This window comes from Exiguobacterium sp. s183 (genome assembly GCF_018617655.1).
Taxonomy (GTDB): Bacteria; Bacillota; Bacilli; order Exiguobacteriales; family Exiguobacteriaceae; genus Exiguobacterium; species Exiguobacterium aestuarii_A.
This window is the reverse complement of the sequence record NZ_JACSKN010000003.1, coordinates 273,375-290,518: the sequence shown is the minus strand read 5'-3', so window position 1 is coordinate 290,518 and position 17,144 is coordinate 273,375. Positions and strand designations below refer to the sequence as shown.

14 protein-coding genes are annotated in these 17,144 nt (G+C 47.8%); 10 read left to right on the top strand and 4 right to left on the bottom strand.

All coding sequences use genetic code 11. From position 1 onward, the window contains the following. The first annotated feature begins 122 nt into the window (after window positions 1–122). The 10 genes from KNP62_RS09800 (at window position 123) to KNP62_RS09755 (ending at window position 12,721) form a co-directional block, all read left to right on the top strand. The gene (locus tag KNP62_RS09800; RefSeq protein ID WP_214785388.1) at window positions 123–605 is read left to right on the top strand and encodes a MarR family winged helix-turn-helix transcriptional regulator; all 483 of its coding nucleotides are present in this window, start codon (window positions 123–125) and stop codon (window positions 603–605) included. Then, the gene (locus tag KNP62_RS09795; protein WP_214785387.1) at window positions 598–2,322 is read left to right on the top strand and encodes an ABC transporter ATP-binding protein; all 1,725 of its coding nucleotides are present in this window, start codon (window positions 598–600) and stop codon (window positions 2,320–2,322) included. Before KNP62_RS09800 ends, KNP62_RS09795 begins: the two co-directional genes overlap by 8 nt. Beyond that, a complete protein-coding gene (locus KNP62_RS09790) occupies window positions 2,319–4,190 on the top strand; it encodes an ABC transporter ATP-binding protein (protein ID WP_285800615.1) in 1,872 nt (623 codons plus the stop codon). The genes KNP62_RS09795 and KNP62_RS09790 overlap by 4 nt, the downstream gene beginning before the upstream one ends. A 134-nt stretch (window positions 4,191–4,324) precedes the next feature. After that, complete coding sequence (locus tag KNP62_RS09785) at window positions 4,325–4,687, top strand: response regulator (protein WP_074032651.1); 363 nt, start codon at window positions 4,325–4,327, stop codon at window positions 4,685–4,687. Next, entirely contained in the window at window positions 4,684–7,242 is a 2,559-nt protein-coding gene (locus tag KNP62_RS09780) for a sensor histidine kinase (protein ID WP_214785386.1), read from the top strand. The genes KNP62_RS09785 and KNP62_RS09780 overlap by 4 nt, the downstream gene beginning before the upstream one ends. Before the next feature lie 117 nt (window positions 7,243–7,359). Continuing rightward, window positions 7,360–7,743: a YisL family protein gene (locus tag KNP62_RS09775; protein WP_214696141.1), complete on the top strand. Its 384-nt coding sequence runs from the start codon at window positions 7,360–7,362 to the stop codon at window positions 7,741–7,743. Between the two features lie 100 nt (window positions 7,744–7,843). After that, on the top strand, window positions 7,844–8,875 hold the full coding sequence (locus KNP62_RS09770; RefSeq protein WP_214785385.1) for a class I SAM-dependent methyltransferase: 1,032 nt from the start codon (window positions 7,844–7,846) through the stop codon (window positions 8,873–8,875). A gap of 69 nt (window positions 8,876–8,944) precedes the next feature. Then, a complete protein-coding gene (locus tag KNP62_RS09765) occupies window positions 8,945–10,438 on the top strand; it encodes a phytoene desaturase family protein (protein ID WP_214785384.1) in 1,494 nt (497 codons plus the stop codon). Continuing rightward, the gene (locus KNP62_RS09760) at window positions 10,435–11,913 is read left to right on the top strand and encodes a phytoene desaturase family protein (RefSeq protein ID WP_214785383.1); all 1,479 of its coding nucleotides are present in this window, start codon (window positions 10,435–10,437) and stop codon (window positions 11,911–11,913) included. The genes KNP62_RS09765 and KNP62_RS09760 overlap by 4 nt, the downstream gene beginning before the upstream one ends. Then, window positions 11,879–12,721 (top strand): phytoene/squalene synthase family protein, encoded by an 843-nt coding sequence (locus KNP62_RS09755; RefSeq protein WP_445236742.1) that lies wholly within the window; start codon window positions 11,879–11,881, stop codon window positions 12,719–12,721. The genes KNP62_RS09760 and KNP62_RS09755 overlap by 35 nt, the downstream gene beginning before the upstream one ends. Before the next feature lie 442 nt (window positions 12,722–13,163). Here KNP62_RS09755 and KNP62_RS09750 read toward each other — a convergent pair whose 3' ends face one another. From KNP62_RS09750 to KNP62_RS09735, 4 genes are read right to left on the bottom strand one after another with little or no spacing between them, the layout of a single operon-like run. Further along, window positions 13,164–14,630 carry a phytoene desaturase family protein gene (locus KNP62_RS09750; RefSeq protein ID WP_214785381.1) on the bottom strand — a complete coding sequence of 489 codons (1,467 nt, stop codon included), beginning with the start codon at window positions 14,628–14,630 and terminating at the stop codon, window positions 13,164–13,166. Window positions 14,631–14,660: 30 nt separating this feature from the next. Next, window positions 14,661–15,728 carry a glycosyltransferase family 2 protein gene (locus KNP62_RS09745; protein WP_214785380.1) on the bottom strand — a complete coding sequence of 356 codons (1,068 nt, stop codon included), beginning with the start codon at window positions 15,726–15,728 and terminating at the stop codon, window positions 14,661–14,663. Further along, window positions 15,725–16,423, bottom strand: coding sequence for a lysophospholipid acyltransferase family protein (locus KNP62_RS09740; protein ID WP_214785379.1), 699 nt, complete (start codon window positions 16,421–16,423; stop codon window positions 15,725–15,727). The genes KNP62_RS09745 and KNP62_RS09740 overlap by 4 nt, the downstream gene beginning before the upstream one ends. After that, window positions 16,389–17,138 (bottom strand): carotenoid biosynthesis protein, encoded by a 750-nt coding sequence (locus KNP62_RS09735; RefSeq protein WP_214785378.1) that lies wholly within the window; start codon window positions 17,136–17,138, stop codon window positions 16,389–16,391. The genes KNP62_RS09740 and KNP62_RS09735 overlap by 35 nt, the downstream gene beginning before the upstream one ends. Window positions 17,139–17,144: the final 6 nt, after the last annotated feature.

Here is a 17,144-nt window from a genome sequence, read left to right as displayed (position 1 = left end):
TTATGTGCATCTTCACATTCTAAATCATTGACAAGTGAGTTGAGGAGGAGTAATTTATTTTATATAAGTAATTGTTCCATATAGAACAATCCGAAACGGAACGATAAAAGGAGTGAAGAAACATGACTGAAATGAGCGCAACAAGAGCGCGGGAAATGATGCAATCGTTTTGGCGCGTCCAACGTGTGTTGATTCGTCTCATGCATCAGACGGCCCAACAAAATGACCTTACCTTGCCACAGCTTCACGGACTGATGATGTTGAATGAACAAGGGGCAATCACTCAAAAAGAGTTGGTTCGGCGCACAAGGATGCCGAAGAGTACGTTGAGTCAATCATTGGATGGACTTGTGGAAAGAGGGCTCATTCGTCGAGACATCAACCCGGACAATCGACGCGAAGTGGTATTGACAATCGATCAATCCGGCAAGCGATTGATTGAGGAGATTGAACAGCAGGAGGAAGGAACCGAACGACAGTTGAATCAAATCCTCGCTCGTTTAGATGAAGAGACGTATCGCCATATGATTGAAGCGCATCAACACATTGCAGATGGGTTGAACGAAGGATTCATCGATTGTGAAGGAGGATGTCGTCATGATTAAGTTGTTAAAACGTTTGATTACTTATAAATGGGCCGTCCTTATGGTCTTGTTATTTGTATTCGCCCAGTCGTTAGCAGATTTATTCTTACCGACATTAATGGCGGATATCATCGATAACGGGGTCGTGACAGGAGACACGGGCTATATTTGGCAAATGGGTGGCATCATGCTCGGTGTGACCGGACTCGGGGCGCTTGCAGCGGTCGTGGCAAGTTTTTATTCATCGAAAGCGGCGATGGGATTCGGACGTGACTTACGAAGACGTGTGTTTAACCATGTCGAGCGTTTCTCGCTGGAAGAGTTCGATCGTGTCGGCACAGCCTCGCTCATCACGCGGACGACGAACGACATCACGCAAGTCCAGCAAGTCATCATCATGATGCTTCGGATGGTCGTCAGTGCACCGATCATGTTCGTCGGTGGTTTGATCATGGCGACGTCAAAAGATGCAACGTTGTCACTTGTCATCGTTGCCGCCATGCCTGTTCTCGTCATCTCAATTTTCCTCATTTTCTGGAAGGCGATGCCGCTCTTTAAGAAAGTACAAAAACGATTGGACCGATTGAATCTCGTCCTACGAGAAAATTTGACGGGTATTCGTGTCATTCGGGCCTTTAATCGTGAAAAAGAAGAGCAAGTTCGTTTGACAGAGGCGAATGAACGATTGACGGACGTCTCGATTAAAGTCAACCAAATCATGGCGTTCCTCATGCCGGCCATGATGCTCGTCATGAACTTGACCGTCGTCGGCGTCATCTGGTTCGGAGGCATCCGAATCGATAACGGGGCGATGCAAATCGGGGATTTGATGGCGTTCATTCAATATGTCATGCAAATCATGTTCGCGCTCGTCATGGCTTCTGTCATGTTCATCATGATTCCGCGAGCGTCCGTATCAGCGAACCGTATCAATGAAGTTCTCGAGATGACGCCTTCACTCGTCGATGACGGCACGAAGACGGCCGACATGGAGCAAGGGACACTCGTATTTGACGATGTCACGTTCTTTTATCCAGGTGCCGAAGAGCCGGCATTATCACATGTCAGTTTTTCAGCAAACCCAGGAGAAGTCACGGCGGTGATTGGTGGAACCGGGTCTGGTAAGTCGACACTCGTCAATCTGATTCCACGATTTTATGATGTGACGTCTGGAGAAATTCGCGTGAACGGAGTCGATGTTCAAGCCGTATCGCAAGAAGAGCTCCGTTCAAAAATCGGATTCGTTCCGCAAAAGGCGTTGCTGTTCACCGGTACAATCGCTGAGAATATTCGATACGGGAAAGCCGATGCGACGACCGAAGAAGTCGAACATGCCGCGTCGATTGCACAGGCGAGCGACTTTATCGAGAAGATGTCAGATCGATATGAATCTGTGATTGAGCAAGGCGGGTCGAACGTATCGGGTGGACAAAAACAACGTCTCTCCATCGCGCGGGCGCTCGTTCGAAAACCAGATTTATATGTATTCGATGACAGTTTCTCGGCACTCGATTTTAAGACGGATGCCGCGTTACGCAAGGCTTTAAAAGAAGAGACAAAGGATGCGACCGTATTGATTGTCGCGCAACGGGTGAGTACGATCATGGATGCCGATCGGATTATCGTACTAGAAGAAGGAAGTGTGGCCGGGATTGGTACACATGAGGAATTGTTTGCGACGAATGCGGTCTATCAAGAAATCGTGAAGTCGCAATTGTCTGAGGAGGAAATCGCATGAGTGAGAAACAAACGACAGCGCGACAAACTCATGGCGGGCACGGTGGTCCAGGAGGTCCTGGCGGTGGGAACATGATGATGATGGGCGAGAAGCCTAAGGAGTTCAAAGTCACGTTCCGTCGACTACTCGCCTATTTGAAACCGCGGCGAAACACACTGATCGCGGTCTTCGTCGCAGCGATTCTAAGTACGGTCTTTATGATTGCCGGTCCAAAGATCATGGGAATTGCCATCACGGAACTCTTTGAAGGCGCCTATGCGAAATTCACCGGTGTACCAGGTGCAGAGATTGATTTCACGAGAATCGGACAAATCTTGTCGTTACTCGCAGGACTTTACGTCATCAGCAGTCTATTTAACTACGTGCAACAGTATTTAATGTCAGGCGTTGCGCAAAAGACCGTCTATGATTTGCGGGAAGACGTCAATAAAAAATTGGAACGACTTCCGCTCAAATATTACGATGGTCGTTCGAATGGAGAGACGTTGAGCCGAGTGACGAACGACATCGATTTGATTGGGAGCACGCTTCAACAAAGTGTGACGTCATTCATTACCTCAATCGTCACGATTGTCGGAATCTTGATTATGATGCTGTCCATCAGTCCACTGTTGACGGTCATCTCTCTCGTGTCTTTACCTCTCACAATCTTTGCGATTCGCCCGATTCTAAAGCGATCACAACAATATTTTTCCGATCAACAGCGTCATCTCGGACGTTTAAACGGTCACGTGGAAGAAATGTATACCGGGCATGCGGTCGTCAAAGCGTTCGGTCGTGAAGAGACAGCCGTCCGGGAGTTTGATGAGGTGAATGAAGAACTTTACGATGCCGGACGCAAGGCGCAATTTATATCAGGGATCATCATGCCGATGACGATGTTCATCGGGAACATTAGTTACGTGTTGATCAGTGTCGTCGGTGGGATTTTAGTCACGCAACGAAGCATCTCCATCGGGGACATTCAAGCGTTTATCACGTACACGCGACAGTTCACCCAGCCGATTACGCAAACAGCGAACATCGCAAACATCGTCCAGTCGACGGTCGCTGCAGCGGAACGGGTATTCGAGTTGTTAGACGAAGAGGAAGAAGTGAAAGAAGTAACGACTTATCGATTGGAGCGAGCTGAAGGGAATGTCGCATTCCGTCACGTCGATTTTGGATATGGAGAGAATCTACTCATTCAAGATATGAATCTCGACGTGAAGACGGGACAAACGGTAGCCATCGTCGGTCCGACCGGTGCCGGGAAAACAACATTAATCAACCTTCTCATGCGTTTCTATGAATTGAACGATGGAGAGATTTTGATTGATGGGAAAGACTCGCGTAAAATGTCGAGACAAGATTTACGTCATACGTTCGGGATGGTCTTACAGGATACGTGGTTGTTTAATGGGACAATCCGTGACAACATCGCTTACGGGAAAACCGGTGCGACAGAAGATGAAATTGTCAACGCGGCGAAGACGGCGCATGCGGACTCGTTCATCCGGACGTTGCCAGACGGATATGACACCGTCTTGAATGAAGAAGCGAATAATATCTCACAAGGTCAAAAGCAATTACTGACGATTGCGCGAGCGGTTCTCGCAAATCCGCCGATTATGATTTTGGACGAGGCGACATCGAGTGTGGATACGCGCACCGAGATTTTGATTCAACAGGCGATGAAGCGGTTGATGAATGGGCGAACGAGTTTTGTCATTGCACACCGTTTATCGACCATCAAGGATGCGGATCTCATCTTAGTGATGGACCAAGGTCGCGTCATCGAACAAGGCACACACGAATCACTGCTCGAAGCAGGTGGATTTTATGAAGATTTATATAATAGTCAGTTCGCTGAAAAAGAAGTTGTATAAGAAGAATACAGGTTTTGCGCGCTATTGATTAGGCAAAAGACGTACGAAGATGAGTTTCGTACGTCTTTTTATTTTGTGTAACAATTACAAATCCGTTAAAATAAAAAAATGGGATAAAAAATGGAGGAACGATTATGGTTAAAATCTTACTTGCGGAAGACGAAGAAGTACTACGCATGCTTGTGATGGATACATTAGAAGACGAAGGATACGATATCGATGAGGCACAAGATGGCGTAGAGGCCTATCGATTGATTGAAGAGAACGAATATGATTTGGTGATTGTGGACCATATGATGCCTGGGATGACAGGGCTTGAGGTCATTGAAAAAGTACGGAAGTTACCAGGGCGACAAGATACGAAAGTGATGATGTTGACAGCGAAAAGCCAACAATCTGACCGTGATTGCGCGAATGAGATTGGGGTCGACTACTTCATTTCAAAACCGTTCAGCCCACTTGAACTCGTTAAAATCATAGGAGGCATCGTGAAGTGAAAAGGTGGTTTAAACAAAAACTTGGGCGAGACATCATGGTCGTCCTCTATTCATTCCTCGCCATTGCGTTGGTTGGATCGGTTCTGACATATGTGTATATCGAGAATCGACTCGAGGCGAATGAGGCTCGTTTACGTCAAGTAGACGAACGCGTCGATCGTTTGACGACGCTTTGGGATGAATGGCAAGCCGATCAATATGACACGCGCGGGTATCTTTTGTTTGGTGATACGGCGTCGCTAGAACGTTCAAGTGCGAACGAAGCAAAGTTCCAACAAGAAATTAACTGGTTTAAAACACAGGTACAAACTCGCCAAGGTGAATTATTCGCAGAAGATTTGCAACAGTTCCATGACTTCTACTATGACGTCATCATTCCGGTGACGTATGAATATGCGCAGGCACAATTAGATGGTGAGATTACGGAAACGTTTATCGATGCCGAAACGATTGCCGAGTTACCGACGGCGCAACGATTGATTGATCAAGGTCTCGTCCAATTTAATCCGGAGCGTGGCATCGATATTTTAGGGCCGATTGATGAAGTGGAGTCGTCTCTTGAAAACTACCGTCAGTTGATGGCTTCTGAAAAAGAAAACGTCTACGCGGAATGGCGCCAAAACAATAACATTCTTCAATTCTTGTGGATTATGAGCATCGCCTCATTTGCCGCATTGATCTTGTTATTCGTTCAACCGTTCCTTCGTCGTCAAACACGCTTAATTTCAAAACTCTCGATTGCATCGAACCGTTTGTTGAAAGGTGAAATCGTCGACTTGAGTGATCAAATGAAGCGTGAAGACGAAATCGGGACGATGTCTCGCTCGTTCCATAAGATGGCCGAGACACTTCGCGACAATGAACGTCATTTGATTGAAAAGAACCATGAACTTCAAGCGCAACAAGAAGAATTGATTGCTCAACAAGAAGAACTTCAGGCCCAGCAGCAAGAGCTTGAAGAGATTCTCGAACAGACACAACAAAACGAACAACATCTCGCGTACCGAAACGAATTGACGGAGACGTTAGCGTCACGTGATTCGCTTACGGCTTATCCAGAGATTATCGAGAAACTCGTTACGATTACGGATTCGGAAGTCGGTGCCCTCGTTTTCGTCGATGAATCGGGTACGTACCGCGTGACGAGCCATGGTTTGAATGACACGTTGTCACGTCAATTGCTCGATAGTGAGAATTCTGTATTGACGCGAGCGATGACGTTGAAGACGACGGTGCATTCATCGAAACAAGTCGCAAGTGACCACCCTCTTCCGTACCCGTACTATATGTTCGAGACGGCGGTGCCGGTCCATGACCCGACGGATGATTCAATCATCGCGTTCATCTATCTGGTCCGTTATAAAGATCGTTTCACACAGACGCAGATGGGTGACATCATGTCGTTCGCTCGTCAGCTTTCACTCTCGCTCTTACGGATGCGTCTATTCGAAGAGATGAAACGGGAGAAAGGAAAGACGGAACGCATTCTTGACTCGATTCGGGAAGCGGTCGTCTATATTGAACATGCGACCGATGATGTGTTTGTGAACCGACCACTCTACGAGATGTTCCCAGAATTAAGTGATGTCAGTATGACAGACCTTGAAGAAGAGTCATGGGAAGAGTGGCGAAACCAGCTTGTTGAGACGGTTGATCAGGCCGAAGACTTTATGAAATATACGAATCGTTTGTTCACTGATGATTTCCCGCATGAAAGTGTCAGCTTCTCGATTCGTAAAGGTGAGATGAACTTGCAGATGTATGCGGAGCGGATTATCGTCGGCGGTCTATCGAAGGGGACGCTTCTCGTCTTCCGGGATATTACGAGTGAGACAGAGGCTGAAAGATTGAAGAGTGAATTCATCTCTACGATTTCTCATGAATTGCGAACACCGCTCTCATCCATCTATGGATTTACAGAATTGATGGTGAAGAAACAGTTACCAAATGAGAAACAAGCAAAATATTTAGAGACAATCCATGCAGAGACAGAACGTCTGACGCACCTCGTCAACGACTTCCTCGATGTGCAGCGGATGGAATCCGGTAGTCAAATGTACGACCGGGAACAACTTGATATCGAACCGGTCGTCCGTGATATGTTGACGTTTTATGAAGCGTCTTCCTTGAAGCACGAATTCGAATTGATTGCGGATGATGCTCGTCCTTATGAGTTGTTCGTTGACTGCCAGAAGTTCAAGCAGCTGATGAGTAATCTATTGTCGAATGCCGTGAAGTATTCTCCACGTGGTGGAAAGATTACGGTGGAGCTTGCCCATCATGAGCATATCGTATCGATCAAAGTGAAGGACGAAGGGATTGGAATTCCGAGCGACGCGCTCGATCGATTATTCGATAAGTTCTATCGCGTCGATAACTCCGATAGCCGCGAAATCGGCGGAACGGGTCTTGGGTTACCGATCTGTCAAGAAATCGTCCGTGGCCATAACGGTCAAATTCATGTGGAATCGATTCAACACGAAGGGTCGACCTTCATCGTTGAAATTCCTAGCTATGAATATGCTGTCCAAGAGGCAGAGACGACACCAGTATAATGAAATGAGTCATCCTTGAAGGATGGCTCATTTTTTTTAGTAAGCGTTCGCTTGACCAATCAGGAGAAGGTTCGTGTACAATGAAGACTGTACAACAACATAAAGGGGGGCATTAGAATGCCACTGATTGCATTCTTGCACACGCACGTTACGAGCTGGATTTTGTTACTTATTTTGTTTGCCGTGGCCTATATCGGTTATAAGAACGGCAACAAGAGTGGAAAGATCGCACATATGGCGTTTCGACTCATGTTACTCATCGCATTCGGAACAGGACTTTATCTCTACCTTCAATTAAACGGAGGCGGCACGTTCTATCACGTGAAAATCACAGTCGGTTTATTGACACTAATCTTCGGTGAGATGACGCTCGTCAAAGTGAAAAAGAAAAAACCATCAAACGCCTTGTTCGGCGGATTTATTGTATTGGCACTTGTGACAATCTTTATCGGTTACGCATTACCATATGGCCAATCATTCTTCAACAGCTTCATTCAATAAGATTTTCCCACTTCGCACACCGAAGTGGGAATTTTTTGTTTGTACACAAATTATTAGGGGAAAATAAAAAAATCAGTAATCATGACGATGAGGTGAAACGATGGATCAACAAATGACTGAATGGACACGCGTATTACATGCACGGAAATGGATGAAACAAACAGAATCATTTTTACCACTATGGCACGGATATATCGGATATAAGTTTGGCTTTTTCGATGCGCTTCAAGGTGGCGCAAGCGTGGCGGAAATGAACTTGCGACTCAAACGCCCGGTGACGCAACTTGCACTAGAGCGTTGGTTAGAAGTCGGAGTCGCAGTACGTCATTTGAAGAAGAGAGGCTGGCGCTACTATCCGACACGTGGCTTAAAATATCAATTATCCGGTAACGACGAACGAAGCATCGGATTCATGTTGCAAGAGATGATGGAACTCCACATCCCTGCGTTGATTGCTTATCCGGAATTTTTAGAGTCTGGAAAACAAAAGACATTCGATGGGGCAGAGCACGGTCAAGTCGTCGCGAAAACGTCGACCCTTGTGGAAACGGTCGCGTTCCCGATTGTACAGCAGTTATTGCGCCAAGCAAATGTCCAATCGATGCTTGATATCGGATGTGGACACGGTGGCTATTTACGTAAATTACAAGCACTCGAACCAAGTTGGGAACTGACAGGTATTGATTTAGAGGAAGAGGTCATCGAAGAGGCGCGGTCTCGTGATGAACGGGGCGATATTCATTTTGAAGTCGCCGACTTCATGAACTGGGAAACAGACGAGCAGTTCGATGCTGTCATGATGAACAATATGCTCTATTACTTTTCTCCAGAGGAACGAATCAAGCTGCTTGAAAGACTTCGAGGTCGTTTAGAAGAGAGCGGGGTAGCAGTCCTCGTGACGCCGCTTGCGGAGACGGCACTCGGCGGACGATTCGCTTCCGCATTCAACGCATTTATGACTCTCCATGACAACTTGTATCCGCTCCCGACCATTCCACGATTACGCCGACAGATGCAAGAAGTCGGATTTGAACAAATTCGATTCATCCCATTCATCCCAGAAGGATCTTGGTACATCGTCATCGCCGAGCGAGGAAGAAAGAACCTGCTCAATCAACCGATTGAAAATTGAACTTGTCTCCGGTCATTTCTATAATGATAGAGAAGCATAAGAGACTATTCACATAGGGAGTTGTTGAGTGTGTCGAAACAAAGAGTTGCCGTAATAGGGGCAGGACCTGGTGGATTGGCTGCTGCGATGCTACTGGCGCATCGTGGGGTAGACGTCACCGTATTTGAGAAACAACCGTTTGTCGGAGGGAGGACATCACGCCTGCAAGTCGGCGAATTCACGTTTGACCGAGGACCTACATTTTTAAACATGCCTTATATTTTAGAAGAAATCTTTGAAGAAACGGGACGCGATTTACATGATTACGTCGAGATGAAACGACTGGAACCGATGTATGATTTGTATTTCGATCGCGGCACGCGTCAGCTCTCGATGACGACAGATCGTGACCAGATGCATCAAGCCATCGAAGCACAATTCCCGGGAAATGGAGAAGGATATGAGCGATTCATGAGCGAACAGGCGATTAAGCTGTCCAAGTTGATGCCTGTCTTACAGACCGCTCATGATAAATTGACCGATTATGTATCATTACGTGTGCTCAAAGCACTGCCGTTTCTGTCGATTGGGAAGTCGCTTTATGATGTCTTATCCGAGTACTTCACGAGCGAAGAACTGAAGTATGCGTTTACCTTCCAAGCAAAATATTTAGGCATGTCCGCTTGGGAATGCCCGGGTGGTTTCTCCATTTTATCGTATATGGAACACGCATATGGGGTTCATCACCCGATTGGGGGAGTGAATCAACTTTGCCATGCGATGGCGAAAGTCGTGGAAGAAGAAGGTGGCTCCATTCGTCTAGGAGAACCGGTGGAGCGCCTCCTCATGGAGGACAAGAAAGTGACAGGTCTCGTGGCCGGAAGTGTCCATTATGCGTTCGACGAAGTCGTAATCGGTGCTGATTTTGCACATGCGATGACGTCGCTTGTCCCTGAAGGTAAACTCTCGAAGTGGAGTCCAGCTCAACTGAAGAAGAAGCGCTATTCGTGCTCGACGTTCATGCTCTATCTCGGACTTGATCACATATACGAAGACGTGGCGCACCATTCGATTCACTTTGCAGACGATTATGAGTTGAACGTCAAAGAGATGACGCAAGAGTTGAAACTGAGCGAGGATTTCTCATTCTACGTTCAAAACGCCTCACGCATCGACCCGACGCTCGCGCCTGCAGGAAAGTCATCGCTTTACGTGCTCGTACCGGTACCGAATAACTTATCCGGTCTCCCATGGGACGAGCTGCAGACGACGATGACAGAACGTGTACTCGACGCCCTTGAAACACGGTCTCCGTACAGAGGCATCCGACAACATATCGAGGTGATGGAGACGTTGACACCAATAGACTGGGAGACGTTCGGCGTGTATGAGGGAGCAACGTTTAACCTTGGCCATAATCTATCGCAAATGATGTATTTCCGTCCGCACAACCAATTTGAAGAGCTCGACAACGTCTGGCTCGTCGGCGGTGGAACGCATCCGGGAAGTGGGCTTCCGACGATTTTTGAATCGGCGCGAATCACGACGAACCTGTTGCGTGAACGGGCAGGTGTCGGCCGATGAACATCAGCTTTGTCGGGGCCGGGGTCGGCACTCTTTATGCCGCCCTTTTATTGACGAAACGGAATCCGTCGCTAACTATCACGATTTATGAGAAAGAAGCACGCGTCGGAGGACGGTTAAACTATGTTGAGTTTGAGAATGGGGCGAAAGTCGACGAAGGGCCGACAATCGTCTTGTTACCGAGTAAACTGAAGCAACAGTTGATGGAAGCAGGGCTACCAGAAAATGAAGTCGAGTTACTCGAAGTCGACCCGCTCTATCGCTTGCGTTATCAAGACGGGACATCATTCTACAAATATCGCGATATCGAACGGCAGGCTGAAGAAATCGAGCGGACGTTCGGTGAAGGGGATGCGTTTCGTCATTATATGTCGCAGAAGAAAGAAGAGTATCGGATTGGGTTCGATACGTTTTTGGACCGAAGTTACGCATCAAAGACGGAACTATTCGAACCTAAACTGTTGCTCCTCCTGATGCGTCTGAAAGCATATGAAACGGCCTATGCGAACATGAAACGTTTCTTTGAGGACGAACGCCTACGAGTCGCCTACAGTTTGCAGACACTCTATATCGGTGGAAATCCTTATGCGACGCCTTCTTTATATGGACTGATCCCGTATCGTGAACAGGAAGAGGGCGTCTGGTACGTAAAAGGAGGATATTTCTCGCTTGCGGCGAAAATGGAACAAGAGCTGAAGCGTCGAGGTGTCCGTTTCGTGATGAATGCGACCGTCAATCGCGTTCACGTCACAAACGGAGTGGCGGACGGTGTCACGGTCAATGACGAGTATGTGTCTTATGACGCGGTCGTCGTGAACGGGGACTTTCCACTCATGGAGCGACTCATTGATGGCGTCACACCAAAGACATACGAACCGTCCAGCGGTACGTTACTTCTGTACTTTACCGTTGATGGCGCACTCGATTTACCGGTCCATCAATTTGATTTGCCAAACGATTTTGAAGGATCGATGCGCACAATCTTTGAGGATGGTAAACTAAGTGAGTATCCGGCGATGTACACGTTCAATCCATCACGGATTGATCCGACACTAGCGCCGGATGGAACGAGCGTGCTGTATGTCCTCGTTCCGGTACCTCGTAAATTGGAACGGGAAGACTTTGAGACGCAAGGAACGATTGACCATCTATTCGAACGAATCGAGGCACTCGTACCAGGTTTTCGTGAGCGCGTGACCGAGATGAAAGTCCGGACACCGATGGATGCCGAGCGTTTCGGTCTATTTGAAGGAGGAAGCTTTGGGATTGCACCGAAGTTGTCTCAATCAGCTGCCTTCAAGCCACAGGCAAGACCGTTCCCGAAAATCGAACGATTGTATGCGGTTGGTGCATCTGTCCATCCATGTGGTGGCGTGCCAATCGTCATGATTGGGTCACAGTTACTCGTGAAAAAAATGGAAGAAGAAATGGGGGCAATACATCGTGACGACACAAGAAGCGTATCGTCAATGTGAGGAAATCATGAAGAAAGGCTCGCTGACTTTTTATCGGGCCTTCTCTTTGCTCTCAAAACCAGATCGTCAAGCGGTCATGGCCGTGTATACGTTTTGTCGGACCCTTGATGATGCAGTCGATGAATCGGACCGTCCAGAAGAAAGTCTGGCGTCGTTTTTGCATGCGTTCGATCGTTTTTTGGCCGGGTATGATCAAGACGATGCACTGTGGGTTGCCCTTCGAGATGTCTGGCAGCGCTATGAAATGGACGTCGATCCCTTCTTCGAGCTAGCAGAAGGGATGAAGTGGGATTTACATAAGTCGCGATATGAGACGCTCGAAGAGACCGAGCAATATAGCTACTATGCGGCGAGTACGGTCGGTCTGATGCTACTCCCGATTCTTGTTCCGAATCAAGATGCCGCTACAAAACGTCAGCTTCGGCAAGGGGCCATTGACCTTGGAATTGCGATGCAACTGACAAATATTTTGCGAGATGTCGGGGAAGATTTGAACCGAGATCGCATTTATTTACCACGGACGATGATGCGACAGTTCGGTGTAACTGAAGAGATGTTACAGCAACGAGAAGTGACACCTGCCTTTATCGAACTATGGGAGGCGTTGGCGAAACGCGCGGAGTTCTTGTATGAACGCGCACGTGGAACCCATCACCTCTATCCACTGGCCAGTCGAAAGCCAGTTCAAGCGGCAGCGCTCCTATACGAAGGAATTTTAGATGCGGCTCGAGCAAACGGATATGACGTCTTCACAAAGCGTGCATACGTATCGACGCTTCAAAAAGGAAAGTTGCTAGCAAAACTATAAGAGGTCAGGTTTACTGTAGGCGCTTTTAGGCGTCTACAGTTTTTTTGCGCAAAAAAAACCACTTTTGGCGGGGGACCAAAAGTGGCGTAAGCGTTATGTGATCCATTCATCGGGGAAATGAATGAATCGATTTGTGATAAAGCCCTAAAGATGTGCCGGGATTCATGGGGAATGAATCAGTTGGGACATCTTCGTTGAAACAGGATGCTTGATGGACTAAGGGGGAACATCATACGCAAGCTGTCTCAACTACGGGATACGAGTGGGGAAACTCGCTCATCACTTTTTCTCGGGTGTGACAAGTTCAAAACGCGATGAGGCTCGGGGAAGCCATTCGATCGCTACAGGTGTAACCAACGTTACAGAACTGCTTGAACTCGAATATGATATTATCACGTCTTTCAATTGTCGACAAGTGTCGAAACTCGCGTTCACAAAATGTTCATATTGTCAGAGGTATGTCCTCTAACATCGATCGTGCCGCGAATTGTCCTGAAAGCGTGACCATTGGGCTCCCTCCCCCAGGATGGGTCGAACCACCTGCAAACCAGATGTTCGACACGTCCGTCGAGCGGGCTGCTGGTCTAAAGAATGCACCTTTTTTCGAGTTGGCCGACGTGCCATAAAGAGCACCGTAATATGCATAAAAGTCACGGCTCAAGTCTTGTGGTGTCACACGTCGGTGGAAGAGAACCTCTTCTTCTTCCCAATCGACACCGAACGCGCGCAACCGACGACGTATCAAATGCTCATACGTATCGGCATCAATGTCCGTCAAATGCGCGGGAGCATTGACGAGGATGAACAAGTTGTCTCCTGCCTCTCCCATCGATGGGTCAGTTGCGGATGAATTGGAGATATAGATGGTCGGCTCGTCTGCATAGCGTTCTTCTTGGAAGAGTGCCTTAAATTCTCGCTCGTAGTCGTCAGAGAAATAGACGTTATGATGAGCAAGGTTCAAGCGTTTCGATAACCCGATCATTAACACGAATGCAGAGATGGACGGCTCGACGGTATCGCGAGTTGGGACCGGGAAAGAAGGACGGTCTTTCGCATCGACAAGTCGAGGATATTGCGTGAGCAGCTCGCCATTGAGCAGAACAGCATCGCAAGAGATGACTTCTTTGTCATCAACGACGACTTCATGGGCTTTCCCGTTCAAGACTTCAATTTTCGTCACTTCGTGTCCGAGTCGGAACGTCACCCCGAGTTCACTCGCTCGCTTCGCAAACCCTTTGGCGATGTTCCAGTTGCCTCCCTTGGCAAAATAGACCCCTTCATTCAATTCTAAATGAGAGATGAGTGCGAACGTGCCAGGTGTCACGTATGGGCTACTGCCGATGTATGTCGCATATCGGTCGAGTGCCTGGATGATGCGCTTGTCTTTGAAGTATTTCTGATGAAGGGCATGCAGACTTTGCAGCGGGTGTACTTTTACCATGTCCGCCCAAAGACCGGGATCTAATTTTGTCTCCATACGGGTGAAGAAGCGTTCGTTCGCGATTCGGAACAACTTCTCTGCTTCATCTAAATAAGCTTGTAATTGATTTTTCTTCATTTGGTCATTCGTCAATCGTCGCACTTCCGATTCAAGCTGTGCCCGATTGGCGCTAAATGTGAACGAGGAGCCGTCCGAATAATAATTGACGGTATGTTGATCGAGTTTGATCAATTCAAAATAGTCATCAGGATTGGCACCGCTGTTTCGGATGACGGAACGAAAGACATCTGGCATCGTGATGGTGTTCGGACCGAAGTCGAAACGGTGCCCGTCGGTGATGACGGGCATAAGTTTTCCACCGACATGTTCATTCTTCTCAATGACCGTGACGTCATAGCCGTGTGTGGCGAGCGTGACGGCAGCGCTCAGGCCACCTAACCCTGCTCCAATGACAACAATTTGTTTCATACATTTGTCCCCCTTAAGTAAAACGCTCGATTAGGAATAATGGCGACCTTTCCACGTGATCGGTAGACGTCTCCATTTACGGATGACGGCGTTCCCGAGTAAGGTCAGATAAGCGATCAAGCTGATTGGATGCAACCATGTACCGGATCCATGAGATTTTATGTCGACAGCAAGTCGGGCGAGGAGTACGAAGAGTGCCGCACTGATCGTTTGCCAACTTGGTGAAAATAGCCATGCGAACATGGCGGTCAATTGAATCCCGTAATACGTCAAGAAGTACAAGGCGAGTCCTACTGATTCATTCATTCCCTTGAATACGTTTTTTGAAAACCCGCTCCATACTTCTTCATTCGTCTCATACATATCACAAGAGATGAACGGGGCGACTTGAACGAGTGACGTCACTTTTTGATGACGCTTGAACATACGACATAAATCGATGTCATCAATCAACGATGAACGGATCGAAGCGTGCCCACCAATCTCTTCGTAACTATTTCGTTCGACAAGTACGTTCATTCCGTTCGCCGCCGCGAATGCTGGGTGTTTCACTTTTCGCCAGAACAAAGGCAGGTGTTGGGCGATGAGCACATGTTGCATCGGAATCAACAATTTCCCGAGAAATGTCGATGTCGGAAATTGAGGGAATCCGGATAAAAAGACAGCCTTTTCACGTGCGAGTGTCGCATGCATGCGGGCGATGAAGCTCGAATCGATGGTGACGTCCGCATCTAAAAAGAGGAGATACGGTTCAGTCGTATGTGTTGCGAGCTGATGACAGGCATGGACTTTCCCGGCCCAGTCATCAGGTAAAGGGACTCCCTGAATGACGGTGAATCGGGAATCGTCTCCGATTGCGCGATGTAATCGTTCATATGTATCGTCTTCGGAGCGGTCTTCATAAATGTAGACATGAGTATTCTCCGGGATCGCCATTTGTAAATTAGTAATCAATCGGTCGACATGTCGTGACTCGTTCCGCATCGGGATGCAGACGGCTGTCGCCATAGCTTTCCCGGGTTTTGCGAGTGGTCGTAAAAATGCCAGATTCACGAGTGTGAAGATGAGCATGCAGAGGGTCACGAACCAAAGAATCATGAGCCCCTCCTCCCGAGTCGAACGAACGTTTCTGTCCATTCGGCTAGATTGCGTCGCGGACGGAACAAAGGAGCATAGGCGGTCGAACGTGTGATGACGTCATCTCTGACATCGTCATACAACTGCTCGAGCGCTTGCGCAATCTCTTGTTTTTGAGTTCTCCGAGTCGACGAGGTCACGCTGTATTTTCGGAATCGGACGTAGACAACGGGCTCGGCATGGCTTTCAAATGCATAATACATGGCACATAAATGAAGGGGACGCTCATTCAGTAACAGGGTCGCCCCAGATTCGATTTCAATCGGACGCATTTCTTGAGGGACTTCTCGACCTTGTGGATACATCCATACCGATTTGCCTGAAGCGATCAACTCATTCGCGTAGGCGAGGGAACCACGAACATCGGATAGACTTCCTTTTTTTACAGAGAAGGCCCCAAGGTGACGAAAGAACGGGAAACGACGCAATCCGTCCTCGTCCATCAACACATGGATGTCATGTCTCAAAAAATGTTCATTTACCATATACATGACGAGTCCATCCCACCAAGCACTGTGCGTACTTAAGATTAAACCAGGCGTCGGGATGTCATCGGTTCGAATAAAAATATTATGAAACGTCGGACGAATTTGACGTTCCCTTACGAATGTTGAGAATACGTTATTGAACCATTTCTTTTTGTGTGACTCGATCATCGCGAACTCTCCTTTCTAAAAGAATCACCCCAGACGTCAGAATGCTCAGGAAGCCGATTCCATAGAGACCTGCGTTCACGGCCGTGACGCCAAAGAGGGCATGAAGCATGACGAACAAGTAAACGCCGTGCTGGATGAACAAAGAATCGACAGCTCGTTCGTGACGCTGTAACAACCATGAGAAAATAAGGGATAACCCGAACCAACCGATAAAGTTTTGCGTCGGGATATCATAATACAAGCCGTCATTTGCCCATTCCCAGTAGCCTTTCACGTTTGCTGCTACAGGATCGATTGCCATATCGAGCCATACGGCGAGAATCGGGACGAGCCATAAAATGTTGTTGCGAAACGTGAAGAGTCGAGCCACGGCAAAACTAGAGCCAATGACAGCGAGCCACGCCGCACCGATTGTGACAGGGACTCCAAAGACTGTCGGACCGAATGCCTCGGCATAGACGTATTCGCTGAACGGGAACCCTGTTTTTACGCCAAGTGTCTCGACGGCGATCGAACCGAAGAAAATAAACGGAACAATCCAAACACCTTGTCGAATCCCTTGATAAAGAATCGTTCCACCAATCGCGCCGGCGAGCCATAAAAAGACGGGGTTCGCCCATTCTAACCAAGGCGGAAGCAAATCGAATCCGACTAAGATCAACCCAATGAAATACCAGACAATAAACCATTTCCAAATAAACGGATACACTTTCATTCCATC